At 67.2% G+C, this 22,442-nt stretch carries 29 protein-coding genes; 15 read left to right on the plus strand and 14 right to left on the minus strand.

What is annotated here, in order from left to right; genetic code table 11:
* Positions 1-34 precede the first annotated feature (34 nt).
* The 5 genes from Y900_RS16515 (at position 35) to Y900_RS16535 (ending at position 4,334) form a co-directional block, all read left to right on the plus strand.
* Positions 35-811, plus strand: coding sequence for an S-methyl-5'-thioadenosine phosphorylase (locus tag Y900_RS16515; RefSeq protein ID WP_036343244.1), 777 nt, complete (start codon positions 35-37; stop codon positions 809-811).
* Positions 808-1,839, plus strand: a complete 1,032-nt coding sequence (locus Y900_RS16520; RefSeq protein ID WP_036343245.1) for an NAD-dependent epimerase/dehydratase family protein — start codon at positions 808-810, stop codon at positions 1,837-1,839. Before Y900_RS16515 ends, Y900_RS16520 begins: the two co-directional genes overlap by 4 nt.
* Before the next feature lie 174 nt (positions 1,840-2,013).
* Complete coding sequence (locus Y900_RS16525) at positions 2,014-2,601, plus strand: peroxiredoxin (RefSeq protein ID WP_036347014.1); 588 nt, start codon at positions 2,014-2,016, stop codon at positions 2,599-2,601.
* Between the two features lie 2 nt (positions 2,602-2,603).
* On the plus strand, positions 2,604-3,137 hold the full coding sequence (gene ahpD, locus Y900_RS16530; RefSeq protein WP_036343246.1) for an alkyl hydroperoxide reductase AhpD: 534 nt from the start codon (positions 2,604-2,606) through the stop codon (positions 3,135-3,137).
* Between the two features lie 72 nt (positions 3,138-3,209).
* Positions 3,210-4,334, plus strand: a complete 1,125-nt coding sequence (locus Y900_RS16535; RefSeq protein WP_036343247.1) for an NAD(P)H-dependent flavin oxidoreductase — start codon at positions 3,210-3,212, stop codon at positions 4,332-4,334.
* 1 nt (position 4,335) lies between these two features.
* Here the strand turns inward: Y900_RS16535 and Y900_RS16540 are convergent, their stop codons facing one another.
* The 3 genes from Y900_RS16540 to Y900_RS16550 all read right to left on the minus strand — a co-directional run bounded on the left by Y900_RS16540 (position 4,336) and on the right by Y900_RS16550 (position 6,755).
* Positions 4,336-4,956 (minus strand): TIGR03085 family metal-binding protein, encoded by a 621-nt coding sequence (locus Y900_RS16540; protein WP_036343248.1) that lies wholly within the window; start codon positions 4,954-4,956, stop codon positions 4,336-4,338.
* An 85-nt stretch (positions 4,957-5,041) separates the two neighbouring features.
* Positions 5,042-6,064: a sensor histidine kinase gene (locus Y900_RS16545; RefSeq protein ID WP_036347016.1), complete on the minus strand. Its 1,023-nt coding sequence runs from the start codon at positions 6,062-6,064 to the stop codon at positions 5,042-5,044.
* Positions 6,051-6,755: a response regulator transcription factor gene (locus Y900_RS16550; protein ID WP_036343249.1), complete on the minus strand. Its 705-nt coding sequence runs from the start codon at positions 6,753-6,755 to the stop codon at positions 6,051-6,053. Before Y900_RS16550 ends, Y900_RS16545 begins: the two co-directional genes overlap by 14 nt.
* Positions 6,756-6,855: 100 nt before the next feature.
* Here Y900_RS16550 and Y900_RS16555 point away from each other — a divergent pair, with 100 nt between their 5' ends.
* From Y900_RS16555 to Y900_RS16570, 4 genes are read left to right on the plus strand one after another with little or no spacing between them, the layout of a single operon-like run.
* Entirely contained in the window at positions 6,856-7,512 is a 657-nt protein-coding gene (locus tag Y900_RS16555; RefSeq protein ID WP_036343250.1) for a glycosyltransferase family 2 protein, read from the plus strand.
* Entirely contained in the window at positions 7,509-8,180 is a 672-nt protein-coding gene (locus Y900_RS16560; RefSeq protein ID WP_081845136.1) for a TIGR04282 family arsenosugar biosynthesis glycosyltransferase, read from the plus strand. The genes Y900_RS16555 and Y900_RS16560 overlap by 4 nt, the downstream gene beginning before the upstream one ends.
* Positions 8,181-8,810 carry a methyltransferase domain-containing protein gene (locus tag Y900_RS16565; RefSeq protein WP_036343251.1) on the plus strand — a complete coding sequence of 210 codons (630 nt, stop codon included), beginning with the start codon at positions 8,181-8,183 and terminating at the stop codon, positions 8,808-8,810. It abuts the gene before it with no gap.
* Positions 8,811-8,818: 8 nt separating this feature from the next.
* A complete protein-coding gene (locus Y900_RS16570; RefSeq protein ID WP_036347023.1) occupies positions 8,819-9,940 on the plus strand; it encodes a molybdopterin-dependent oxidoreductase in 1,122 nt (373 codons plus the stop codon).
* Positions 9,941-10,329: 389 nt separating this feature from the next.
* Here Y900_RS16570 and Y900_RS16575 read toward each other — a convergent pair whose 3' ends face one another.
* Positions 10,330-11,685: a hypothetical protein gene (locus tag Y900_RS16575; protein WP_036343253.1), complete on the minus strand. Its 1,356-nt coding sequence runs from the start codon at positions 11,683-11,685 to the stop codon at positions 10,330-10,332.
* Between the two features lie 85 nt (positions 11,686-11,770).
* Between Y900_RS16575 and Y900_RS16580 the strand changes: the two genes are divergently transcribed.
* Positions 11,771-12,103, plus strand: a complete 333-nt coding sequence (locus Y900_RS16580) for an ArsR/SmtB family transcription factor (RefSeq protein WP_036343254.1) — start codon at positions 11,771-11,773, stop codon at positions 12,101-12,103.
* Positions 12,100-12,591 (plus strand): SRPBCC family protein, encoded by a 492-nt coding sequence (locus Y900_RS16585; RefSeq protein WP_036343255.1) that lies wholly within the window; start codon positions 12,100-12,102, stop codon positions 12,589-12,591. Before Y900_RS16580 ends, Y900_RS16585 begins: the two co-directional genes overlap by 4 nt.
* Here Y900_RS16585 and Y900_RS16590 read toward each other — a convergent pair.
* From Y900_RS16590 to Y900_RS16605, 4 genes are read right to left on the minus strand one after another with little or no spacing between them, the layout of a single operon-like run.
* The gene (locus tag Y900_RS16590; protein ID WP_036343256.1) at positions 12,567-12,968 is read right to left on the minus strand and encodes a TIGR03668 family PPOX class F420-dependent oxidoreductase; all 402 of its coding nucleotides are present in this window, start codon (positions 12,966-12,968) and stop codon (positions 12,567-12,569) included. The two genes, Y900_RS16585 and Y900_RS16590, sit on opposite strands and share 25 nt — an antisense overlap.
* On the minus strand, positions 12,965-13,834 hold the full coding sequence (locus Y900_RS16595) for an alpha/beta fold hydrolase (RefSeq protein WP_036343257.1): 870 nt from the start codon (positions 13,832-13,834) through the stop codon (positions 12,965-12,967). Before Y900_RS16595 ends, Y900_RS16590 begins: the two co-directional genes overlap by 4 nt.
* 39 nt (positions 13,835-13,873) lie before the next feature.
* On the minus strand, positions 13,874-15,019 hold the full coding sequence (gene menE, locus Y900_RS16600; protein WP_036343258.1) for an o-succinylbenzoate--CoA ligase: 1,146 nt from the start codon (positions 15,017-15,019) through the stop codon (positions 13,874-13,876).
* Positions 15,020-15,069: 50 nt separating this feature from the next.
* Positions 15,070-15,372, minus strand: a complete 303-nt coding sequence (locus Y900_RS16605) for a DUF3349 domain-containing protein (RefSeq protein WP_036343260.1) — start codon at positions 15,370-15,372, stop codon at positions 15,070-15,072.
* A gap of 230 nt (positions 15,373-15,602) precedes the next feature.
* On the opposite strand from Y900_RS16605, the gene Y900_RS16610 reads away from it, so the two are divergent.
* From Y900_RS16610 to Y900_RS16620, 3 genes are read left to right on the plus strand one after another with little or no spacing between them, the layout of a single operon-like run.
* Positions 15,603-16,856: an inorganic phosphate transporter gene (locus Y900_RS16610; protein ID WP_036343262.1), complete on the plus strand. Its 1,254-nt coding sequence runs from the start codon at positions 15,603-15,605 to the stop codon at positions 16,854-16,856.
* A gap of 31 nt (positions 16,857-16,887) precedes the next feature.
* Complete coding sequence (locus Y900_RS16615) at positions 16,888-17,169, plus strand: hypothetical protein (RefSeq protein WP_036343264.1); 282 nt, start codon at positions 16,888-16,890, stop codon at positions 17,167-17,169.
* A gap of 7 nt (positions 17,170-17,176) precedes the next feature.
* Positions 17,177-17,488: a DUF3349 domain-containing protein gene (locus Y900_RS16620; RefSeq protein ID WP_036343265.1), complete on the plus strand. Its 312-nt coding sequence runs from the start codon at positions 17,177-17,179 to the stop codon at positions 17,486-17,488.
* Here the strand turns inward: Y900_RS16620 and Y900_RS16625 are convergent.
* From Y900_RS16625 to Y900_RS16645, 5 genes are all read right to left on the minus strand, one after another.
* The gene (locus tag Y900_RS16625) at positions 17,485-17,871 is read right to left on the minus strand and encodes a VOC family protein (RefSeq protein WP_036343266.1); all 387 of its coding nucleotides are present in this window, start codon (positions 17,869-17,871) and stop codon (positions 17,485-17,487) included. The genes Y900_RS16620 and Y900_RS16625 overlap by 4 nt on opposite strands.
* Before the next feature lie 15 nt (positions 17,872-17,886).
* A complete protein-coding gene (locus Y900_RS16630; protein WP_272945555.1) occupies positions 17,887-18,732 on the minus strand; it encodes an SDR family oxidoreductase in 846 nt (281 codons plus the stop codon).
* Positions 18,733-18,811: 79 nt separating this feature from the next.
* Positions 18,812-19,867, minus strand: coding sequence for a C39 family peptidase (locus Y900_RS30330; protein ID WP_051660109.1), 1,056 nt, complete (start codon positions 19,865-19,867; stop codon positions 18,812-18,814).
* A gap of 151 nt (positions 19,868-20,018) precedes the next feature.
* Positions 20,019-20,921, minus strand: a complete 903-nt coding sequence (locus Y900_RS16640) for a 1,4-dihydroxy-2-naphthoyl-CoA synthase (RefSeq protein WP_036343270.1) — start codon at positions 20,919-20,921, stop codon at positions 20,019-20,021.
* Positions 20,918-21,397, minus strand: coding sequence for a nitroreductase/quinone reductase family protein (locus tag Y900_RS16645; RefSeq protein ID WP_036343272.1), 480 nt, complete (start codon positions 21,395-21,397; stop codon positions 20,918-20,920). The genes Y900_RS16640 and Y900_RS16645 overlap by 4 nt, the downstream gene beginning before the upstream one ends.
* A 95-nt stretch (positions 21,398-21,492) precedes the next feature.
* On the opposite strand from Y900_RS16645, the gene Y900_RS16650 reads away from it, so the two are divergent.
* On the plus strand, positions 21,493-21,744 hold the full coding sequence (locus Y900_RS16650; protein ID WP_131536187.1) for a hypothetical protein: 252 nt from the start codon (positions 21,493-21,495) through the stop codon (positions 21,742-21,744).
* On the opposite strand, the gene Y900_RS16655 is transcribed toward Y900_RS16650, so the two are convergent.
* Complete coding sequence (locus Y900_RS16655; protein ID WP_036343276.1) at positions 21,734-22,423, minus strand: HAD family hydrolase; 690 nt, start codon at positions 22,421-22,423, stop codon at positions 21,734-21,736. The genes Y900_RS16650 and Y900_RS16655 overlap by 11 nt on opposite strands.
* Positions 22,424-22,442 lie beyond the last annotated feature (19 nt).

Consider the following 22,442-nt stretch of genomic DNA (forward strand, 5'->3'; position numbering starts at 1 on the left):
CCGGCGAGATCGGAACTGCCTGCACAATGGTCCAATGCTCGGAGTCATCGGCGGCAGCGGTTTCTACACCTTCTTCGGGTCCGACGCGCGCAGCGTCAACCTGGATACGCCCTACGGTGAGCCGAGTGCGCCGATCACAGTCGGCCAGGTCGGCCAGCACGAGGTGGCCTTCCTGCCCCGGCATGGCCTGAGCCATGAGTTCTCGCCCCACACGGTGCCGTACCGGGCCAACATGTGGGCGTTGCGTGCGCTCGGCGTGCGCCGGGTGTTCGGGCCGTGCGCGGTCGGCAGCCTCACCCCCGAACTCGGGCCCGGCGCCGTCGTCGTCCCCGATCAGCTGGTCGACCGGACCCGGGGCAGGCTGGACACGTACTTCGACTCCGGTGGCATCCATGTCGGCTTCGCCGATCCCTACTGCCCGACGTTGCGCTCGGCGGTGACGGGGCTGCCCGGTGTGGTCGACGGCGGCACCATGGTGGTGGTGCAGGGGCCGCGGTTCTCCACCCGCGCCGAGAGCCAGTGGTTCGCGCGCGAAGGGTTCAGCCTGATCAACATGACCGGATACCCCGAGGCGGTGCTCGCCCGAGAGCTGGAAATGTGTTATGCGGCAATTGCTTTGGTGACCGACCTGGATGCCGGCGTGGATGTCGGGGCGGGTGTTCGCGCGGTCGACGTTTTCGCGGAGTTCGAGAAGAACATGGGGCCGTTCAAGCAGTTGGTGCTGGAAGCCATCGACCAGGTGGCCTCTGACCGCGTGTGCGAACACTGCCTTGCGCACGAAGGTGTCGAGTTGCCGTTCGACCTGCCGTGAGGATCCTGCTGACCGGCGCGGCCGGGTTCATCGGCAGCCGGGTGCGCGCGGCGCTGCTCGCCGGCGGGCACGAGGTGGTGGCGGTCGACGTCATGCTCGACGCGGCTCATGGTGCCGGGGCCGAGCTGCCCGACGACACACACCGTGTGGATGTGCGCGATGCGGATGCCTTGGCGCCCTTGCTGTCCGGTGTCGACGTGGTGTGCCATCAGGCTGCTGTGGTGGGGGCGGGGGTGAACGCCGCCGACGCGCCGTCCTACGGCAGTCACAACGACTATGGGACCGCGGTTCTGCTGTCGCAGATGTTCGCCGCAGGCGTGCAGCGGTTGGTCTTGGCGTCGTCGATGGTGGTTTACGGCCAGGGTGGATACCGGTGCCCCCAGCACGGCGCCGTCGAACCGCTGCCGCGCACCAGGGCCGACCTCGATGCCGGCGTGTTCGAGCATCGCTGTCCCGTCGGTGGTGAGGAACTGCAGTGGCAGCTGGTCGGTGAGGACGCACCGCTGCGCCCTCGCAGCCTGTACGCCGCCAGCAAGGCGGCTCAGGAGCATTACGCGCTGGCGTGGGCCGAATCGACCGGCGGATCGGTGGTCGCGCTGCGCTATCACAATGTCTACGGCCCCGGCATGCCGCGTGACACCCCGTATTCGGGAGTGGCCGCGATATTCCGGTCGTCGCTCGAGAAGGGCGAGCCGCCAAGGGTTTTCGAAGATGGCGGTCAAATGCGAGACTTCGTGCACGTCGACGACGTCGCGGCGGCCAATGTCGCGGCCGTGCACTCGCAGGCCGGCGGATTTCTGGCGGCCAATGTGTGCTCGGGGCGGCCGGTATCGATCATGACGGTCGCCACCCGGATCTGCGAGGCCCGGGGTGGGCCGGCGCCTCTGGTCACCGGCCAGTATCGCAGCGGCGACGTGCGCCACATCGTTGCCGACCCCGCCCAGGCTGCCGATCGGCTGGGCTTCCGGGCCCAGATCGACCCGGACCGGGGACTGCGGGACTTCGCCTTTGCGCCGTTGCGGGCGTGACCCGCGCCACAGCTTTAAATCCCTTCGCTCCGTGGGCAATTCATGGATGATGTCCGGGGTCCCCGGAACTGGTGACAATCGTCACCTTCGACCCGTGGAGGCCTGACTAAACCGCACCGCGATGGCAGAATCTGGATTGGTTCCAATTTAGCTATTCAAGGAGTGGTGACGATCATGGCTCTGTTGACAATCGGGGATCAGTTCCCGGCCTACGACCTCAAAGCGGTTGTCGGGGGTGACCTGTCGAAGGTCAACGCCCAGCAGCCCGACGATTACTTCATTCAGGTGACGAGCTCGGACAGCCCGGGCAAGTGGCGCATCATCTTCTTCTGGCCCAAGGACTTCACGTTCGTCTGCCCCACCGAGATTGCCGCGTTCGGCAAGCTCAACGACGAGTTCGAGGACCGCGATGCCCAGGTGATCGGGGTGTCGGTGGACAACGAGTTCGTTCACTTCCAGTGGCGGGCGCAGCACGAGGAACTCAAGAAGCTGCCGTTCCCGATGGTGTCCGATCTCAAGCGCGAGCTGGCCCTCGCGACCGGCGTGCTCAACGCAGACGGCGTCGCCGACCGTGCGACGTTCATCGTCGACCCGAACAACGAGATCCAATTCGTCTCGGTGACCGCGGGATCGGTGGGGCGCAACGTCGACGAGGTGCTGCGGGTGCTCGACGCGCTGCAGTCCGACGAGCTGTGCGCGTGTAACTGGAAGAAGGGCGACCCGACCATCGACGCCGGCGAGCTGCTGGCCGAGGCGGTCTGATCATGAGCATCGACGCCGTCAAAGAGGCGTTGCCCGAGTACGCCAAGGATCTCAAGCTCAACCTGGGCAGCATCGTCCGCTCGACCGAGCTGACCGAACAGCAGCTATGGGGCGCGCTCGTGGCGACAGCTGCGGCGACCAAGTCCGAGCGGCTGCTACGTGAGGTGACCGAGGACGCCCTGGACGTGCTGTCCGAGGAGGCGTATCACGCAGCGCTGGGCGCGGCCGCGGTCATGGGGATGAACAACGTCTTCTACCGCACCAAGTATCAGCTCGAGGGTCGGTACGACGATCTGCGGGCCGGTCTGCGGATGAACATCATCGCCAACCCGGGCGTGGCCAAGGCGGACTTCGAGCTGTGGTCGCTGGCCGTGTCGGCGGTCAACGGGTGTGCCCAATGCCTGACCGCGCACGAGGACGAGCTTCGTAAGGCCGAGGTGTCCCGGACGGTGATCTTCGAGGCGATTCGGCTGGCGTCGATCGTGTCCGGGGTCGCGCAAGCCCTGCTCACGGCTCAGGCGCTCGCTTCCGCCTGAGCAGAAAAGTGGCTCGACCCCTTTCCCAACCCGGTAGTTGGTCGGGACGGGGGTCGAGCGCATACTGGGCCGGTGAAGACTGAGATCTGCGACCAGTTCGGCATCGACTTCCCCCTGTTCGCCTTCAGCCACTGCCGCGACGTCGTAGCCGCGGTGACCAACGCGGGCGGCTTCGGCGTGCTCGGCGGCACCGCCTACACCCCCGATCAACTCGACCAGGAGCTCACCTGGATCGACGAGCAGGTGAAGGGCAAGCCGTACGGCGTGGACATCATCGTGCCCGCCAAATTCGAGGGCAAGGGCGAGAACCTGTCGTTCGGTCAGCTCGCCGACCGCATCCCCGAAGACTTCCGCGGCTTCATCAACGAACTGCTCGCCGCCCACGACATCGACATCAGCGATCAGCCGCGGATGGCCGCGTCGTCGCTGAGCGGGGACACCGGCGCGAGCCTGCTCGACGTCTCGCTGAGTCATCCGATCAAGTTGATGGCCAACGCACTTGGCGTTCCGCCGGACTACATGATCGAGGCGGGCAAGCAGACCGGCATCCCGGTCGCCGCGCTCGTCGGCGCCAAGGAGCACGCGATCAAACAGGTCAAGGCGGGCGTCGATCTGATCGTCGCGCAGGGCACCGAGGCCGGCGGTCACTGCGGTGAGGTGACCACTCTGGTGCTCATCCCCGAGGTCATCGAAGCTATCAAGCCGATTCGCGAGGTGCCGGTGCTGGCTGCGGGCGGGATCGTGACGGGCCGACAGATGGCCGCGTCCGTCGCCCTGGGTGCCGCCGGCGCGTGGACGGGTTCGGTGTGGTTGACCACTGAGGAGGCCGAGACGGCCCCGTATACGGTGCAGAAGTTCCTGGCCGCGACGTCGCGGGACACGGTCCGGTCGGCCGGTCGCACGGGAAAGCCGTCGCGCCAGCTGGTTTCGGATTGGACCGACGCGTGGGCACCGCATGAGGGCGGTCGCCAACCGCTGCCGCTGCCGCTGCAGAACATGATCGCCGAGCCGGTGTTGCGCCGGATCGACAAGCTTGCCGAGGGCGGTCATCCCGGTGCTCAGGCGTTGGCGACCTATTTCGTCGGCCAGGGCGTCGGACTGATGAACAAGGTCAAGCCGGCCCGCGAGGTGGTTCTGGAGTTCATCGAGGATTACCTGGCCGCCGCCGAGCGGCTCAGCAGGTCACTCGACGACTGACCTACAGCCCCTTCGGTGCGGCCTTCACCGCTTGCACGTCGGAGGGGTCGCCGGCGAAGTCGACGTGGGCCGGCCGTCCGGTCGCGAACAGCAGCAGCTCCTCGGCGGCACCGGTCACCGTCACGGCCGGGCCGTGGCCTGCGGTCAGCACGGTTTTGCCGTCCGGGGTCTTCAAGGTTACCCGGGCCGGCATCTTCGCCAGCGTGAGTCGGGCCATCATTCCCAACGTGCGCCGCAGCTTCCCGGCCAGTTCCGCGTCGAGCACCCGCGGCTCCCAATCCGGCTGGGCGCGGCGGATGTCCTCATGGTGGATGAACATCTCGGCGACGTTGGCCACCGAATCGACCAGCTTCAGCGGTGAGTAGAGCGGCGGCCCGGCGGCCACCTTGTCCACCAGTGCGTCCCATTGCGTCTGACCGGCCACCGCGTCCTGCACCTTGGCGGTGTGCCCGGCGAACAGCGGAATGAGGATGCCGGGTGCCGCATCCACGCGATACTCGCGAACCATCAAGTGCGCGGCGAGATCTCGGGCTGTCCAGCCTTCGCACAATGTCGGTGCGTCTGGTCCGACGTCGCGCAAGGCGGCAACGAGGGCGGCACGTTCACGCTGGGCTACGGACATCTCGATCTCCAGGGGTCGGCGACTGTCGACGTCCCACGCTACCGATCTCCGCGTGGGCGGCCTAACCCGGCCGGGCCGGACGGTGTCACTCCGACTTCGGCAGGCGGACCTCGAATCGGGCGCCGTGCGCGGTATTGTGCGCCGACAGCGTGCCGTGGTGTGCCTGCACCAACCCGGCCGCGATCGCCAGACCCAGGCCAGAGCCGCTGGGCAGCGACGAATCCTCGCGCGGCACACGGCCATTCGATCCGCGATAGGCGACGTCGAACACCCGCGGCAGGTCCGTCTCGTCGATCCCGACGCCGGTGTCGTCCACCCGCGCCCACGCCCCGCTCGCGTCGCTGCCGAGCGCCAAGGTCACCGCACCACCGGACGGGGTGTGCGCAATCGCGTTCGCCACCAGGTTGGACAGCGCCCGCACCAGCGCGCGATCGCTGCCGATGACCCGAACGGGGTCGGCCGGAACCGACGCGGTCAGGTGCACCCCGGCCCGCTCCGCGGCGATCTTATGGGCCGCGATCACGTCGTCGACGACCTCGTCGAGGGCCACCTTCTCGTATGGTGCGTGGACCGCTCCGGCGTTGATCTTCGACATCTCGAACAGGTCGTCGACCATCTCGGAGAGCCGAACCGATTCGTGTTCAATGTGTTTGGCCTGCACTCGCACCTCGTCGTCGCTGACCACTCCGTCGGCGATCGCCTCGGCAAGGGCGCGGATGCCGGCCAGTGGGGTGCGCAGGTCATGGCTGACGAACGCCACCAACCGGCGCCTGGACTGTTCGGCCATCCGCTCGGCGTCGTGAATCTCCCGTTCCCACACCGTGCGGCGGGCTTGATAGCGGGCCAGCATCACCGCCGCGGGCAGTGTCACGATCGCCACGATCAGCAGCACGACGGCGATCGGCGCGAACGTGCTGGTGATCATGAATCCGCTGGCACCCAGCACGCCGGTCAGCGTCGCCAGCGTCGGGATCAACACCAAGGCCACCATCGTGACCGTCATCGACCAGGACCGGGCCAGCCGGATCACCAACGCGCCCAGCAGGACTACCGGCAGCGAGCAGGCCAGCGCAAGTACCGAGATCTGGGCGAGATCATGCGGTGGCACGGTCACCGCCGCCGGCTTCACCGCGCCACAGGTACCCACGGCCCCAGACCGTTTGTACGCGGTGATGATCGCCGAGCTTGGACCGCAAGCGCTTGACGTGCACGGTGACCGTGGACAGGTCACCGAAGTCCCAATGCCACACCTGCTGCAGCAACTCCTCGCGGGAGAAGACGGTGTCGGTGTGAGTCAGGAAGAACAGCAGCAGATCGAATTCACGGTTGGTCAACCCCACCGGCTTGCCGTCGATCTGCACAGCACGTGCCGCTGTCGACACCGTCAGGTCACCGACGGTCATCTCCAGCGGGAGAGCAGCCGCGGGGGCTGGTGCGCGCCGCAACACCGAACGCACCCGCAGCGCCAGCTCGCGCGGGCTGAACGGCTTGGTCAGGTAGTCGTCCGCGCCGGCTTCCAGCCCCGCAATGCGGTCCTCTTCCTCGCCGAGCGCGGTCAGCAGGATCACCGGCACGCTGAAGTCGCCGTGCTGGCGCAGGTTCCGGCACAGCGACAGACCGTTGGGTCCGGGCATCATCACGTCCAGCACCGCGACGTCGATTCGCTGGGTGCCCAGCACCCGCAGCGCCTCGCTTCCATCGCCCGCCACCGCTACTTCCAGGCCGTCGCGCTCGAGGTATCGGCGCACCACGTCACGGACGACCGTGTCGTCGTCGGCGATGAGCACACGTGCGGGCATAGGAAAAGGTTAGCCAACAGCAGCCTTCACCTGCACCAACGTCACGATTTTGTCATTACCTCCCGCGCAGATTCGCCAATGCTCGCCTAGGTTGGCTCCTATGCCCGTATGTCCGGTCACGGTGGTGCTGCCCTGCCTGAACGAAGCGGATTCGCTGCCCACCGTGCTGGCAGCCATGCCGGCTGGTTATCGCGCTCTGGTGGTGGACAACAACAGCACCGACGGCACGGCGCAGGTCGCTGAGCAGCATGGTGCGGACGTGGTCCGCGAGGCCCGGCCGGGCTACGGGTCCGCGGTTCACGCCGGGGTGTTGGCGGCCACCACGCCCATCGTCGCGGTGCTCGACGGTGACGGTTCGCTGGACCCCGCCGATCTGCCGCGGCTGACCGCTGCGCTGGAGGGCGGCGCCGACATGGTGACCGGTCGGCGCCGGCCGCTGCCGGGGGTGACATGGCCCTGGCATGCCCGTTTGGGTACCGCGGCGGTGTGCTGGCGGCTGCGGACCCGGCATCGGCTGCCGGTCCACGACATCGCGCCGATGCGGGTGGCCAAGCGGGACGCGTTGCTGGCACTCGGCGTAGTCGACCGCCGTTCGGGGTATCCGCTCGAATTACTGGTCCGTGCCGCTGCGGCGGGATGGCGGGTGGTGGAGGTCGACGTCGACTACGGCCCGCGGGTCGGCGGTAAATCGAAGGTCAGCGGGTCGGTGCGAGGAAGCTTCACCGCCGCCGTCGACTTCTGGAAGGTCATTTCGTGACGCCGAGCCCGGGACCGATCCCGGTCACCGTGCTGGTGGTGGCCAAAGCGCCGATACCCGGGCTCGCCAAGACCCGACTGGCCGCGACGGTGGGGGACCGCGCCGCGGCCGATATCGCTGCCGCCGCGCTGCTGGACACCCTCGATGCGGTGGCCGCGACTCCGGTCACGGCTCGGGTGGTCGCGATGACCGGCGACCTGGACCACGCCTGCCGCGCCGCTGAGTTGCACGATCGGCTCGCCGACTTCACCGTGATCCCGCAACGCGGTGACGGCTTCGCCGACCGGCTGACCAATGCGCACACCGACGCCGCGACGGTTCGTCAGCCGGTGCTGCAGATCGGAATGGACACCCCGCAGGTCAGCACCGAGCTTCTCACCGCCTGTGCCCGCCGGCTGATGGACGCACAGGCCGTACTCGGAATGGCACGCGACGGTGGGTGGTGGGTGCTCGGCGTGTCCGACGGCGCGAGTGCCGGCTGGCTGCGCGATGTGCCGATGTCGCAGTCCGATACCGGCGCTGTAACGCTTGCCGCGCTGGAGCACACCGGTATTCCCGTGACCCTCGTCGAGGAACTGCACGACGTCGACACCGTCGATGACATCCCTGCCGTCCGCGCTGCCTGCTCGCCGTCGAGCCGGTTCGCCCAAGCCACCCGAGGACTGTGAATGTTGGGACAGCTGTACGACGACGCCCTCGACGGCGAACGATGTTGGTTGCGCCACGGCGACGGCCGCCGGCACCCGCTTCCGGTACGCAGCTGGCTGGGCGGTCAGGACGCCGACAGCGCGTTCGACGCGGCCATCGTGGCGCTGTGCGACGGGCCGACGATCGACTTGGGTTGCGGTCCAGGACGTTTGGTGGCGGATTTGATCCAGCGCGGTATTCCTGCCCTGGGTGTCGACCAGTCGGCGACGGCGGTGCGGCTCGCACGGCGTAGCGGTGCACCGGCGTTGCTGCGCGACGTCTTCGAGCCGCTACCGGGAACCGGCCGCTGGCAGACGGTGCTGCTGGCCGACGGGAACATCGGTCTGGCCGGTGATCCGCGCCGGGTTCTGCGCCGGGCAGCGGAGCTGCTGTGCGCCGGCGGTCGTTGCGTGGCCGAGTTCGATCCCGGCACAGTCGGGGTGCGGACCAGTTGGGTGCGGTTGGAGTCGTCGAACAACATCGGCCCCTGGTTCAAGTGGGCCTCGGTGGGTGTGGACTGCGCGGCCGCGCTGGCCGAAGAAGCCGGGTTGACGTTGGTCGGGATTCACCCGATCGGCGGGCGTGTGGTGGCTACACTCACGCTGACGTGACGCCGCAGATGGGATCCACCACGAAGGCCACTTCCTTGCGTGGTACAGCAGTGACGGCTCGGGTCGGGGTCGCCCTCGGTGTCGCCGTGGCCGTCTGCTTCGGCACGGGATTGATAAGCCACTTCATCCAGCATCCGCAACCGTGGTTTTTCTGGCCGACGCGCCCGGTCTGGCTGTATCAGCTGACCCAGGGCCTGCACGTCATCTCGGGCATCGCTGCGATCCCGCTACTGCTGGTCAAGCTGTGGTCGGTGTACCCCAAGCTGTTCGAACGGCCCATCGTCGGCGGCCTGACCCGGCAGATCGAGCGTGCGTCGATCCTGGTGCTGGTTGGGTCGATGATCTTTCAGCTCTCCACCGGCGTCATGAACATCGCGCAGTGGTATGCGTTCAAGTTCTTCTTCACCACCAGCCATTACGCGATGGCCTACGTTGCGGCCGGAGCCGTCCTGGTGCACATCGGGGTGAAACTGCCGGTGATCCGCCGGGCTCTCGGTGAACCTCTGGAGGAGCCGCCGACCGGTGAACTGCGGGTCGGTCCCAGCAGGCGCGCGGTACTGGCCGGCACCTGGCTGGCCGTCGGTGCAGCGACGATAGTCACTGCGGGGCAGACGATTCCGTGGCTGCGGCGGGTGTCCCTGCTGGCCCCGCGGTCGGGCGGCGGCCCCCAGGGTGTGCCGGTGAACCGGTCGGCGTTCGCCGCCGGGGTGCTGGGGAGCGCGCGCTCGCCGGACTACCGGCTGACCATCGTCAACGGTGGCGCCGTCACGGCGATGACTGTCGACCAGCTCGCGGCGCTGCCGCAAACCACCCACCGGCTTCCCATCGCATGCGTCGAGGGCTGGAGTGCCACGGCGGACTGGACCGGTGTCGTTCTCGCCGATCTACTCAGAGCCGTTGGCGCCAAGGCCGATTCCGATGTACGGATGATCTCGCTCGAACCGCCGGGCCCGTACTCGCGTACCGTGCTGCCCGCGCGGCACACCCGTGATTCCCAGACCCTGATCGCGCTGAAGCTCAACGGTCAGACCCTGGACCTCGACCACGGTTATCCGTGCCGGCTGATCGCGCCGACGAGACCGGGTGTGCTGCAGACGAAATGGCTGTCCAGAATTGAGGTGGTGGCATGACGTCGGCGCGGGTTTTCCTGGTGGTGCTCGGGCTGGCGCTCGGCGTCTACGGTGTGGTGCTGGTGGCGGAGAACTCGACTGACGTCATCATCCGCATCGTGGTGTGGGCCTTGATCGGTGTGCTGCTGCACGACGCGGTGTTCGCGCCGGTGTGCGTTGCCCTCGGGTTCGCCGGGCGGCGTCTCCTGCCGCACAAGTGGTGGACGCCGGTGCTGGTGGCCGCGCTGCTCACGGTGGTCCTGGTGCTGCTGGCGATTCCGGTCTACGACAAGCCTGGGCTGCACCTGGACAATCTGACGGTGCTCGACCGCAACTACGAGGCCGGGTTCTGGATCGCGTTGGGCGTGGTCTGGGGCGCGGCACTGCTGTACCTCGTCGGCGACCGGGTGTTACCAGTTGGTCAGGATGAAGTGGTTGAGCAGCAGCGCGCCGATGACGTTGAGTCCGAGCCACCATCGGTGGGCCCGGACCGGCAGCAGGGCACCGGCGGCGGTGAGCCACACCTCGAACGGTAGCCAGATCCGTTCGGTCTCGGCCTTCGACAGCATCGACAGGTCGGCGAACAGGATCGCCATCAGGGCGGCGAGGATCAGCAGGTGCAGCCCCGAGCGGCGTCTGATCGCGGCGATATCGAAGACGCGGCCGATTCCGGCGACGCTGCCCAGCCCGATTGCACAGACCACCGACGCCAGGTTGGCCCAACTCCAATACTGGAACGGCCGGTTCAGTGCGATCCCCTGCCAATAGCGCTGCTGCACAAGGGTGTAGCCGTCGAACCACCAGAAGCCGGCGATCGCAAACACGCCGACTACCGCCAGTGCGCCCAGCGCCGCCGGAATCAGCACCCGGATCGCACCACGCCACGATGACGCACAGATCAGTACCGCGAGCGCGGGCACGGCCATCAACGCCAGGCCGTAGTTGAGGAAGATCGCCCAGCCGAGCACCAATCCCGCTGCCACGGCGACCAGTGGCGGCAGGCGCACCGTCCGGCGAACCGCTAACGCCAGCAACGCGATTCCCCACGCCGCTACACCGGCGAAATAGCCGTCGGCGGAGACCGCGATCCAGATCGCGGTCGGTGCGACGGAGACGAAGGGCGCGACCAGGCGTGCCGTCTGCTCACCGTTGAGTGCCCGCACCGCGACCACGATGGCCGCCGCCGCGGACGAGCCGAACAGCAGACACCACAGGCCGGCCCACGCGCCGCCGCCCAGCCCGATGCGGTCAAGCCAGACGAACGTCAGCAGCGCCCCCGGCGGATGACCGGAAACGTGAGTGATCCACGAATTGGGTTGAAAATCCAGGATCCGGCTGGCGAACGTGCGGACGGCGACCGGGATGTCGGTGATCGTCGGAACCTGATTGAGGTATTCGTGCTTGGCGGTGAGCCGGCCGGCGAAGCCGCGCTGCCAGCCGTCGATCATTGCCAGGGAGAACGCCCAGAGCATCGACGTCGCCCACACCGCGAGTGTCAACGATCGCCAGGGCAGGCGCCGCGCCAGCGTGGCACCCCAGATCACGGCAGCCAGACCGATGAGGATCGCCGGCACGGTGCCCCAGCCGACGTGGGCGTTCCACCAGCCGAAGATCGGCGCGGTGTCGGCGAAGCTCTTGATCTGCGCGGGGGAGCTGTTGATCAGCGGGGTGACGATGCCCAGATGAAGGTGTGGGACGACGAACGCCGCGACCACCAGCAGCACGCCGACGGTTACCGCGACCGCTTCTCTGCGACCGATGCTCACAAGACCCCAGCGTACGGACAGCCCAACCAACGTAAGTTGCAGCTAACGGTTGACATTCACTTACCGTTAGTTGTAACTTACCGATGTGTCCGGATCAGCTGCCGCCGTACTCGATGCCTTGGGGGACAGGACGCGGCGATCGATCTTCGAAAAGCTGGCTGACGGTCCGATCGCCGTCGGCGTCCTCGCCGAGCAACTGCCCGTCTCGAGACCGGCTGTCTCGCAGCATCTTCGAGTGCTCAGGGAAGCCGGTCTGGTAGTGGAGACGGCCGCCGGAACCCGTCGGCTGTATCGGGTCAACCCGGCCGGGCTGGCCGCGGTGCGCTCCTACCTCGACCGATTCTGGGAGACGGCCCTCGACAATTTCGCGCTGCTGGCCGAGGCCGAGGCGCACCGACAAGGAGGATCGTCCTCATGACCGCTGAGCCAAGCTCAGATCTGCATGTGATCCGCTCGATCACCGTGCCACTCGCGCCGGCGGCGGCGTTCGATCTGTTCACGCGCCGGATGACCGAATTCTGGCCGTCGGGCCACTCGATCGGCGCAAGTCCGTTTGAAGCCGTGGTGATGGAGCCGAAGGCCGGCGGCCGCTGGTACGAGCGGAGCGCAGATGGAGTCGACTGCCCGTGGGGCCGGGTGTTGGAGTGGGACCCGCCGCACCGGGTGGTACTCGCCTGGCAGCTCAACGTCGACTGGACCTACGACCCCGGCTTCGAGACCGACGTCGCGGTCACCTTCACCGAAGTCGAGGAGGGCCGCACGAAAGTCGAACTGCGGCACGGGCATCTGGAAAGGTTTGGCGATCGCGCCGCCGAGATGCAGACAACCTTCGAATCGCCGGAAGCCTGGGACAGCATCCTCGCCGCGTACGCCGATGCGATTCAGTCGCCCCAGGCCGACCACTGATCGACGTCCACCGAGATCACCGGGCCGTCCAGCGGAACGTATTGGTACTGCGGATATTTCGCGCGCAACAGTTCATAGCCGCGTTCGCATACCGAATCGTCGTGGTGGATCGCCGCAATGCCGTCGGCCCGCACCCACCACAGTTGCGACCAGTCGTCGTCGTAGTGGTCCACCAGGATGCTCACCCGTGGGTTGGCCTCGATGTTGGCCAGCCGCCGCAGCCGTTGAGTGGTTTTCGGCTTCCCGTCCACCGCGGTGTAGATGGTGCACTCGGCCACCGCGAACACGATGGGCACCACATGCGGGGGGCCGTCCGGCGTCACGGTGGCCAGCCTGGCCACCGGCGCGGCAGCGAAACGGTCGGCGGATCCGGTCACGCCTGGGTGGCTGGCTGCTCGATATCGGCGCCCGCCGTGGTGGCGATGAAGTCGTCGATCAGGTCGACCACTTCCATCGGACGCTCCACCTGGGGGAAGTGTCCGACGCCGGCCAGCACCTCGAGCCGGACGTCCGGCCGTGTCTCATGCGCGGAGTACGCGTGCTCGACGGGAATGATGGCGTCCTGATCGCCCCAGATGACCATGACCGGCATTGTGGCGACGTGCAGTCGGTTCAAGGCGCTGACGGCCTGCCCGCGATAGTCGACCACCGAACGCAGCGTGCGCAGGAACGCCTGCCGCGTCTCGGCGTCGGCGAAGGAACTGTAGGCGTTCCAGATCTCCCCGCCTCGCGGCGAGCTGATGCCGAGCTTGCTGAACAGCGACCGCACCCGCTCGCCTGCGGCGAGCACCGGCGGCGGCGCGATGATCGGCATGATCAGCTCGGCGCCGGGCGCGGAGAGCAGTCGTAATGTCCATCCGACGTCCGGGCCCAGACCGCCGCTGTTCATCAGGATCAGCCGCCGGCAGTAGTCGGGGTGCTGATAGACGAATTGCATGGCGATGCCGCCGCCCAGTGACTGCCCCACGACGGTGGCGTGTGTCACGCCGAGTTCGTCGAGCAAGTCGCGCAGAAACACCGCGAACGCACCCAGCGAGTAGTCACTGCGCGGCTTGTCGGACCGCCCGTGGCCCGGCAGGTCCGGAGCGATCACCCGGTATTTGCGCGACAGCGGGCGCATCATCTGACGCCAGGTCTGTGAGCTGCCGGCCATTCCGTGCAGCAGCAGGATGACGTCGCCCTGGCCTTCGTCGCGATAGGCCACCTGGTCACCGTGCAGGTCGAGAAACTTCAGCTCGTCCATACTGTTCTGTCCCCTCTATGTGGCTGCGTAAACCATTGTTCACCAGCCGTAGCCGCCGGGTAGGTCACCGCCGTTGGCAAACCGCTCGCGCAGCGCGCGACGGTCGAGCTTGCCGATGCCGCGGCGCGGCAACTCGTCGAGAATGTGCAGTTCACGGGGTGTGGCCGTCGGATCGAGCGATTCGGCGAGGTACTCACGAATGTCGTCCAGGCTGGGTTCGGGGGCCCCAGTGACAAGCACCACTGCGGCCGCCACCCGCTCGCCGAGCCGGTCGTCGTCGAGGCCGAACACCGCGCAATCGGCGATCGCCGGGTGCTGCGAGAGCACTGCTTCCACTGGTGCGGGCATCACCGTCAGCCCGCCGGTGCTGATGCCCTCGTCGACCCGGCCCAGTACACGCAACCGGCCTTCGTCGTCCACGGTGCCCAGGTCATCGGTCCGGAACCAGCCGGCTTCGGCGAACGGATCGGGGTCCGGTGGGTTGCGATAGCCCAGCGCCAGGGTGGGCCCGCCGATCACGATGCGGCCCTCGCCCGGCTCGGCGCCATCGTCCAGCCGGATCGTCACGCCGGTCAGCGGAACGCCGTCGTATACGCATCCACCGGCTGTCTCGCTGGAGCCATAAGTCCGCACCACCGTGATTCCGGCTGCCGCCGCACCGTCCAGAACCGGCCGTGGCGCGGGCCCGCCACCGAGCAGCACCACGTCGAGTTCGGCGAGTGCCGCGGTGGCGTCGGGGTCCAGCAGCGCCTTGGCGAGCTGAGTGGCGACCAGCGAGGTGTAGCGCCGACCCGATCCCAATTGCGCTACAGCCGTTGGCAATTGGGCGACATCGAAGCCTGCTGAGACGTCCATCTCGACCGGCACCGTGCCGGCTTGCAGGCTGCGCACCAGCACCTGGATCCCGGCGATGTGGTGCGTCGGAAGCGCCAGCAGCCAGGTCCCCGGGCCGCCGAGGTGATCCAGGGTGGCCGATGCGCTGGCGATCAGCGCCGCAGGGGTGAGCATCGCGCCCTTGGGCGTGCCGGTGGTGCCCGATGTCGACACCACCAGCGCGACGTCGTCGTCGATCTCCTCACCGACTCGAAGGGAGCTTGTCAGCAACTCGCTTTCACGTAGGTCACCGGCCGGAATAGGCACCAGGGGCGCGTCGCGCCCGTCGAGCACACCATCCAACGCGGCCATCACTGACTGCGCCGACGGGCCGGGCGGAATGGCGAGCGCTCGCAGAGTGGTTATTCGACGTCCTCACTGTCTCGGGGATCGTCCAGCGGCCAGCCGTAGTTCGCCAGCCTGTCGCGGACCCGATCGATGTCCTCCGGTGTGGGCAACGCATCGGTGATCTCGGTGATCAGTACCCCGATGTCGATGTGGTCGAACGCACCGCGCTCGAGCAGTGCGTTGGCCACCGCGATTACTTCGTCGTCGCCCAACCGCCGCCGCAGCAGGGCGAAAAGCGGCACCTGGTCGGGGTGCGGAACTCCGTCGGGGTAACCGGCTTTGATCCAGGCCACGATCTTGGTGATGAAGTTGGTCACCGCAGCATCTCCCTGGCTGGGGCGTCTGATCGACGCCCAATGGACTCACGAATCTTAATCCGCGCGGGCAGGCCGCGGCATCGGAGTACCCGGGATGCTCGGGCGCAGACCAACCAAGGACGGCCGAAAGGTTAACGAACGATGAACAGCTGCGGGACGTTCGCAAATGCGCAGTTCGAGGACTTTTGGCCGCTGGTCAAAGGGTGCCCTCACCCACCACAATCTGAGTTATGAGCGCGGAGATGATCATCCTGGTGCTGTTGATCGGCACAGCACTGGCTTTTGACTTCACCAACGGATTCCACGACACCGGCAACGCGATGGCGACCTCGATCGCCACCGGCGCACTCAAGCCCAAGGTGGCGGTGTTGCTGTCCGGTGTCCTCAATCTGGTCGGCGCCTTCCTCTCCGTCGAGGTGGCCGTGACCGTGACGACGTCGGTCCTGAAGGTCCAGGACGGCAAGACCGGACATCTGCTACCCGGCATCTCGTCCTCGATGGGGCTGACGATCATCTTCGCCGGCCTGATCGGCGGGATCCTCTGGAACCTGCTGACCTGGCTGTTCGGCATCCCGTCCAGCTCGTCGCATGCGCTCTTCGGCGGATTGATCGGGTCGGGTCTGGCCGCGCTGGGCTCTGCCGGTGTGAACTGGTCCGGCGTGACCCAGAAGGTCTTGCTTCCCGCGGTGGCCTCTCCGATCATCGCCGGACTGGTGGCCGGCTGCGGTACGTGGCTCGTCTACCGCATCACCCGGAAGGTCCTCGCGAGTCGGCGGGAAACGGGCTTCCGGTGGGGCCAGATCGCGACCGCGTCCCTGGTCTCCTTGGCACACGGCACCAATGACGCGCAGAAGACCATGGGCGTCATCGCCCTGGCGCTCATCACCACCGGTCACCTGACGGGCGATGTCAAGAAGGACGGCCTGCCGATCTGGATCATCTTCAGCTGCGCGCTGGCGATCGGGCTGGGCACCTACATCGGCGGCTGGCGGGTCATCCGCACGCTGGGCAAGGGCTTGGTCGAGATCGAGTCGCCGCAGGGCCTGGCTGCCGAAGCCTCCTCTGCCGCAGTCATTCTCACCTCCAGCGCCGCCGGAATGGCGCTGTCCACCACGCACGTCGCCACCGGCTCGATCCTCGGCAGCGGCGTCGGCAAGCCGGGAGCCGAGGTGCGCTGGGCGGTGGCCGGTCGCATGGTGGTGGCCTGGCTGGTCACGCTGCCCGCTGCGGGTCTGGTCGGAGCCCTGTCCTACTGGCTGTCCTACCTCGTCAAGGACATCAGCGGCTCGCAGCTGATGGGTGACGGTCTGATCTTCCTGATCCTGGTGGGTCTGTCCGGTTACATCTGGTGGCGTGCCCAGCAGCAGAAGGTCGACCACAGCAACGTCAACGCCGATTGGGATTCGTCCACCAATTCCGTGGTGCCCGCCGAGGTCCGGGCAGCCAAGGCTGCCAAGCCGGCTGAGCCCACGGCCACGGTCTGACCCGCGTCAACACCACTTAAGGACAGGTTCAATGACTTTCTTCGCGGCGATCTTCAAAGTGCTCATCGTGGGGCTGATCCTCGGTGCCGGCTTACCGGCGATCTTCGCAGGGGGGATGCTCGCGTACTCGTTCGGCGCCGGCGGCGAGGAAGCCGACCATGTGATCCACAAGCCGAACCCGGCGCTGAAGTACCTGGGGATCGTGCTGTTCCTCTTCGTCGGCCTGGTGATCGTGACGGCGGTCGCCTGGATCACCCGGGCTACGGTCATCCACCACTTCGGGATCGACCTCTTCCCGATGCTCAAGAAGTGATGTCGCGATGACTCTGGATCAGCAGCCCCCAGCGTTTCTCGACAGCGTTCTCGGCTGGTTGCACAAGGGATATCCGGAAGGCGTTCCGCCCAAGGACTATTACCCGCTTCTAGCCCTGCTCAAGAGGTCCCTGGCCGAGGATGAGGTTGTGCAGGCCGCCCAATCGATCCTGCGCGCAACGGATTTCGATACGCCGGTCAGTGAAGACCAGATCCGCGAAGCGGTCCGCGAGGTCATCGAGAAGGAACCCAATCCCGAAGAGCTGAATCAGGTCGCCGCACGGCTGGCCTCGGTCGGCTGGCCGCTCGAAACGCACTAGCCTCGGCTGTCGCGCCGCAGCGGGTGGTCCTCGGGGATCTGCACGAAGATCAAGGTGATCCCGTCCGGGTCGTTGACGTGCATCTCGTGTAGGCCCCACGGTTCACGCCGGGCTTCGCGGGCGATCTCGACACCGCGGGACGTCAACTCCTGCTGAGTGGCGTAGAGGTCGCGCACCTGCAGCCACAACGAGGCGTGGAACGGGCCCTCCGCGTTCGCGGGGGCGCCATGGCCGGCGAGTTCGATCAGCGACTGCCCGGCATAGAACACTGTCCCGCCGCCGTATTCGCGCGCGATGGCCAGTCCGAGTGCGTCGCGGTAGAAGTCCAGTGAGCGTTCGTAATTCGCCGGCCGAAGCAGCATCCGGCTCGCAAGGATCTCCATTCCGTCGTGTCTACCTCAGTTGGGCTGCAGGCGCTGACGCTTCATCGCCCGGTTCATCGCGCCGGGTGCGACGACGTCGAGCGCACGGGCGGTGACGGCCATGCGCGGCGCGATCCGCACCGGGCGGTGCCGCGCCGCCTCGATCATCCATTGGCCGGCCTCGTCCGGAGTCAGCGCGGGCAGCCCGTCGTATTCCTTGGTCGGGGCGATCATCGGGGTGGCCACCAGCGGGTAGTAGAGCGTCGTGGAATGCACGCCCTGGCCGGACCATTCGGTTTCGATGACGCGGCTGACCGCGCTGAGCGCGGACTTCGACGCGTTGTACACCCCGAACAGGGGAGACGCTTCGCTGAAGACGCCCCAGGTGGCGACGTTGATGATGTGCCCGTCGCCGCGCTCCAACATGGCCGGCGCCAGCCCGCGGATGAGGCGCAGCGGCGAGAAGTAGTTCAGCCGCATGGTGCGCTCGACGTCATGCCAGCGGTCCAGCGATTCGGCCAACGGCCTGCGGATCGAGCGGCCCGCGTTGTTGACCAGGATGTCTACCGCGCCGACCTGCTGTGCCAGCGCGTCCACGGCGTCGAGGTCGGACAGGTCGCACGAGATCGCGGTCGCGGCCCCGCCGGCGTCGGTGATGCGGTCGACGACCGCGGCGAGCAGGTCTTCGCGGCGGGCAACCACAATGACCTCGCACCCTTCGGCGGCGAATTGTTCGGCGCCGGCGGCACCGATGCCCGAGGAGGCGCCGGTGATCAGCACCCGCTTGCCGCGCAGGTCGACAGTGATGCCGGTCGGCAGGCTCAGTGGTGGGCGCATACCGGTCAGCGCGATGGCCTCGGTGATTCTGCGCAGTGGATTCACGGCTGCTGAGTCTATGTGGTCTATGTGCGGCAGATCGGGTGCGGTTTCCGGTGGTCTGCCGCGGTTATCGCGCCGAACTTCAGGCCGCGATCGCCGCGCTCGACGCCTGGGCCAGCACCGCGGATGTGGTCTCGAAGTCGTCCGCCGCCCATGCCTTGATGAAGACCTTCAGCGGCACCGCCATCCCGGCGCCGTTCGAGACGCCACTGTCATTGATGTAGACGGTCCGGGTGGTGGCGTTGTACCCGATGATCGAGACCTCGTGATCTGCTTGTTCGGCGATGGCTTCGGGGGTCGCGTTGCTCTTGAGTGCGGTGTAGATCGTGTCGCCGTCCACGCCGACCATCACGGCCTCGCCGGCCTTGAGGGCTGCTTCGACGTTGCGAAGCGCGGTGGCCCCCTGGCTCCTGTTGTAGCGCGTGGTGGTCGAGTCGACCCCGTAGTACTGCTTCATCAGTGCCTCGGCATCACCGATCGCGACGCGATCCTGGGTGTTCAAACCCAGGTACATCTTCCTGCTGGGGTTGACGACGCTCTGGGTGCTGGTCGCTTGGTCGGCGATCTGCTGTTCGGTCGGCATGGTCCCGGTGAGCTGCCCGACCACCGAGGCGCTCGCCATCAGAACGCAGTTCTGGGCGTTCTGCTCGGCCCAGTACTTGGCGTTGTCCAGGTTGCCGTAGAACTTCGGCTTGGCCGGCGTGACACCGAGCGCGCGGCTCAGACCCGCGACATCGCGCTTGACCTCGGTCTCGACGCGCTGCTCCAGGGCGACAAGATCTCGACGGGCGTTCTGCACGGCGCCCTCGACTGTGTTCTGCACTTCGACGGGGGTGGGCAGGTGCGGCGCCGCGGGAGTGGACTTGGCGGTGGCCAACGTCATCGAAGCGCTCGTCGGTACCGTGCTGATCGATGAGGTCTGTTGTGCAGCAGCAGTTTTGGGAGTGTTCAGCACGGTGACGTGGCTGCGCCCCGGCGACGCGGGATGCGACGAGTTGGCAGAGCCGGCCGCGGAGTGGCCGGTACCGCCGGGGGACGCCGACGCGACAGCGCCGCCGCACCCCATCGCGATCAGGAATCCGACGCCGACGCCGAACGCGAGCGTCCCGAGCTGTCCGACCACACGTGCTGCCGCCATAACGCCCCCTTGACCCGGCACGCCAGCGCGCGCAACTCAGGTGATGGTAGCTAGGCGCGGCGCGTTCGCGTGAGAAACGCGCTGTGGTTTTTCTGGATAGTCGCGTTCGGAATCATTTGCTCTGAGGCGAACCCGGCGCCAATTGGATTCCCTAGAAGTAGCGGGGGAACGGAGTCCAATCGGGATCGCGCTTTTCCAGGAACGCATCCCGGCCCTCGACGGCCTCGTCGGTCATGTAGGCCAGCCGGGTGGCTTCTCCGGCGAACAGTTGCTGGCCCACCAATCCGTCGTCGAGCAGGTTGAAGGCGAACTTCAGCATGCGTTGGGCCTGTGGCGATTTGCCGTTGATCTCCTTGGCCCACTGCACGCCCACGTTCTCCAGCTCGGCGTGGTCGACCACCTCGTTGACAGCGCCCATGTTATGCATCTGCTCGGCGGTGTAGGGCCGGCCGAGGAAGAAGATCTCCCGGGCGAACTTCTGGCCGACCTGCCGTGCCAGATAAGCGCTGCCGTACCCGCCGTCGAAGCTGCCGACGTCGGCGTCGGTCTGCTTGAACCGGGCGTGCTCGCGGCTGGCCAACGTCAGATCGCACACCACGTGCAAGCTGTGGCCACCGCCGGCCGCCCAGCCGTTGACCAAGCAGATGACCACCTTCGGCATGAACCGGATCAGCCGCTGGACCTCCAGGATGTGTAGTCGTCCCGCACGCGCCGGATCGACGGACTCGGCGGTTTCTCCTTCGGCGTACTGGTATCCGCTTCGGCCCCGGATGCGTTGGTCGCCGCCCGAGCAGAACGCCCAGCCGCCGTCCTTGGCTGACGGCCCGTTGCCTGTCAGCAGCACCACGCCGACGTCCGGCGACATCCGGGCATGGTCGAGCGCGCGGTACAGCTCGTCGACGGTGTGCGGCCGAAATGCGTTGCGAACGTCGGGGCGGTCGAACGCCACCCGCACCGTGCCGTCGGAGACGTGGCGGTGGTAAGTGATATCGGTGAGGTCCTCGAAGCCGTCGATGGCTCGCCACTGTGACGGGTCAAAAGGATTGTCAGTCAAGGGTTGTGAACTCCATTGCTCAGGGGATCGAATCGGAAAACCGCACAGCGGCCGGCCAGCGCCTCGAACTCTTCGGGCTTGCCCTCGGTGACCAGCCCGGCGTTCTTCATGAAGCTGACCCCGGTGGGAACGAGGACGGGGAACGCCCGCAGCAGAGGGCGTGCCTCCTCGGCGGGCAGCTCGACGATGCGCACCGCTTCGCTGCGCCGGCCCGTGGTCAGGGTGACGACGCCGGCGGCGCGGGCGTTGCGCACCCAGTCCGCGCCGGGGAAGCCGCCCACCACGTAGCGCTTGCCGTCGACGGTGAACGGGGTGATCGGAGTCGAGCGCGGCTTGCCCGATGTGCGACCGGGAACGGTCAGCACGATCGGCGATTCGCCGCCGAAGGAGGTCAGGCCCAGACGCATCGCCGCCATGAAGATCTTGTTCATGGGCTTGAGCCACCAGGGCGGCCTGATGCGCTCGGAGTCGGCCATGCCCAAAAGGTACGCCAACCGATTTCGGCGCGGTCGAAGGGCTGAGACGGTTGTAACACCAGCCCCACCAGGCGCGATCGAATCATATGTCACATTTGACGAGCACGTCAGCCGGCGATAGTCGGCAGGCGGAGCATTTCCGGCGCATCCTCGCCGAGCGCCGGGCCGAAGTGGATGCTCGATTGGCTGACGATGCGCGGCGGTTGGCCGCTCGGCGCCGGGCCGGCAGCACCTGCGGGGTGAAGTCGATTCGACACCGAATGCGCAAGCTGCAACGTCAGCGCGACGAAATGGACCGGATGCTGAGCGGACTCGACTCCCTGGCCGGCGCCGCGGTCACGAGCTGATGCCTCGTTCGCGCATCGCATCGAGGAGCATGCTCGGGCGCTCGGCGACCGGCAGCGGATCGACCAGGATGAAGTCGCAGCCGAGCTGGCGCGCGGCGCCGTCGTTCTCCTCGCTGTCACCGACCATCAGCGCCTCGTCGCCCGCTACGCCGAGTCTCTGCAGTGCGATCTCGAAGATCCGCGGATCGGGTTTGACCGCACCGACTTCGAAGGACAGCACGAACTCGTCGGCGTCCGCGCCGGCGGTGCGGAACGCGGGCCGGATGTCGAAGGCGATGTTGGACACGATGCCGGTGCGCAGGCCCTGCGTCCGAAGCGATCGCAACACCTCGACGGTGTCGGGGTAGGGCAACCACGACGCAGGGTCGACGGCCCGCTGATAGAGCGTTTCGGCGTGGTCGGCCGCAAGGCCGGCGTCGGTCAGCGCGTGCAGGTAGGCCTCCCGGTGCAGAGCGGGGGCGAGGTCACGGTTGACCCAGGCTCGCTGCGCCTCTTCCGTTCTCGTCACCGAGCCGCCGGTGGGGTGGGTGAGACGCTCCATCAACTCGGCTTGCGCGTGCTCATCGACGGCACGCCGGCCGTCCTCGTCGATCAGCTCCATCCCCGCGAACCAACGGTCGTCCTCCTCGAGACGAAACAGGGTGCCGGAGAAGTCGAACAGCACAGCGTGCACAGGCATGGCCCCATGCTGCCAGTGC

It is taken from the genome of Mycolicibacterium aromaticivorans JS19b1 = JCM 16368 (assembly GCF_000559085.1).
Classification (GTDB): Bacteria; Actinomycetota; Actinomycetes; order Mycobacteriales; family Mycobacteriaceae; genus Mycobacterium; species Mycobacterium aromaticivorans.

Excerpts from the sequence above, each read along its gene's own strand:
- menE (WP_036343258.1), bottom strand. The coding sequence starts at position 15,019 with ATGGCCGCGTTGGATGGTGTGCTCGACGGGCGCGACGCGCCCCTGGTG.
- Y900_RS16570 (WP_036347023.1), top strand. The coding sequence starts at position 8,819 with ATGGGATCCACCACGAAGGCCACTTCCTTGCGTGGTACAGCAGTGACG.
- Y900_RS16610 (WP_036343262.1), top strand. The coding sequence starts at position 15,603 with ATGAGCGCGGAGATGATCATCCTGGTGCTGTTGATCGGCACAGCACTG.
- Y900_RS16620 (WP_036343265.1), top strand. The coding sequence starts at position 17,177 with ATGACTCTGGATCAGCAGCCCCCAGCGTTTCTCGACAGCGTTCTCGGC.
- Y900_RS16550 (WP_036343249.1), bottom strand. The coding sequence starts at position 6,755 with ATGCCCGCACGTGTGCTCATCGCCGACGACGACACGGTCGTCCGTGAC.
- Y900_RS16655 (WP_036343276.1), bottom strand. The coding sequence starts at position 22,423 with ATGCCTGTGCACGCTGTGCTGTTCGACTTCTCCGGCACCCTGTTTCGT.
- ahpD (WP_036343246.1), top strand. The coding sequence starts at position 2,604 with ATGAGCATCGACGCCGTCAAAGAGGCGTTGCCCGAGTACGCCAAGGAT.
- Y900_RS16515 (WP_036343244.1), top strand. The coding sequence starts at position 35 with ATGCTCGGAGTCATCGGCGGCAGCGGTTTCTACACCTTCTTCGGGTCC.
- Y900_RS16585 (WP_036343255.1), top strand. The coding sequence starts at position 12,100 with ATGACCGCTGAGCCAAGCTCAGATCTGCATGTGATCCGCTCGATCACC.
- Y900_RS30330 (WP_051660109.1), bottom strand. The coding sequence starts at position 19,867 with ATGGCGGCAGCACGTGTGGTCGGACAGCTCGGGACGCTCGCGTTCGGC.
- Y900_RS16555 (WP_036343250.1), top strand. The coding sequence starts at position 6,856 with ATGCCCGTATGTCCGGTCACGGTGGTGCTGCCCTGCCTGAACGAAGCG.
- Y900_RS16645 (WP_036343272.1), bottom strand. The coding sequence starts at position 21,397 with ATGGCCGACTCCGAGCGCATCAGGCCGCCCTGGTGGCTCAAGCCCATG.
- Y900_RS16525 (WP_036347014.1), top strand. The coding sequence starts at position 2,014 with ATGGCTCTGTTGACAATCGGGGATCAGTTCCCGGCCTACGACCTCAAA.
- Y900_RS16595 (WP_036343257.1), bottom strand. The coding sequence starts at position 13,834 with ATGGACGAGCTGAAGTTTCTCGACCTGCACGGTGACCAGGTGGCCTAT.
- Y900_RS16615 (WP_036343264.1), top strand. The coding sequence starts at position 16,888 with ATGACTTTCTTCGCGGCGATCTTCAAAGTGCTCATCGTGGGGCTGATC.
- Y900_RS16565 (WP_036343251.1), top strand. The coding sequence starts at position 8,181 with ATGTTGGGACAGCTGTACGACGACGCCCTCGACGGCGAACGATGTTGG.
- Y900_RS16540 (WP_036343248.1), bottom strand. The coding sequence starts at position 4,956 with ATGTCCGTAGCCCAGCGTGAACGTGCCGCCCTCGTTGCCGCCTTGCGC.
- Y900_RS16625 (WP_036343266.1), bottom strand. The coding sequence starts at position 17,871 with ATGGAGATCCTTGCGAGCCGGATGCTGCTTCGGCCGGCGAATTACGAA.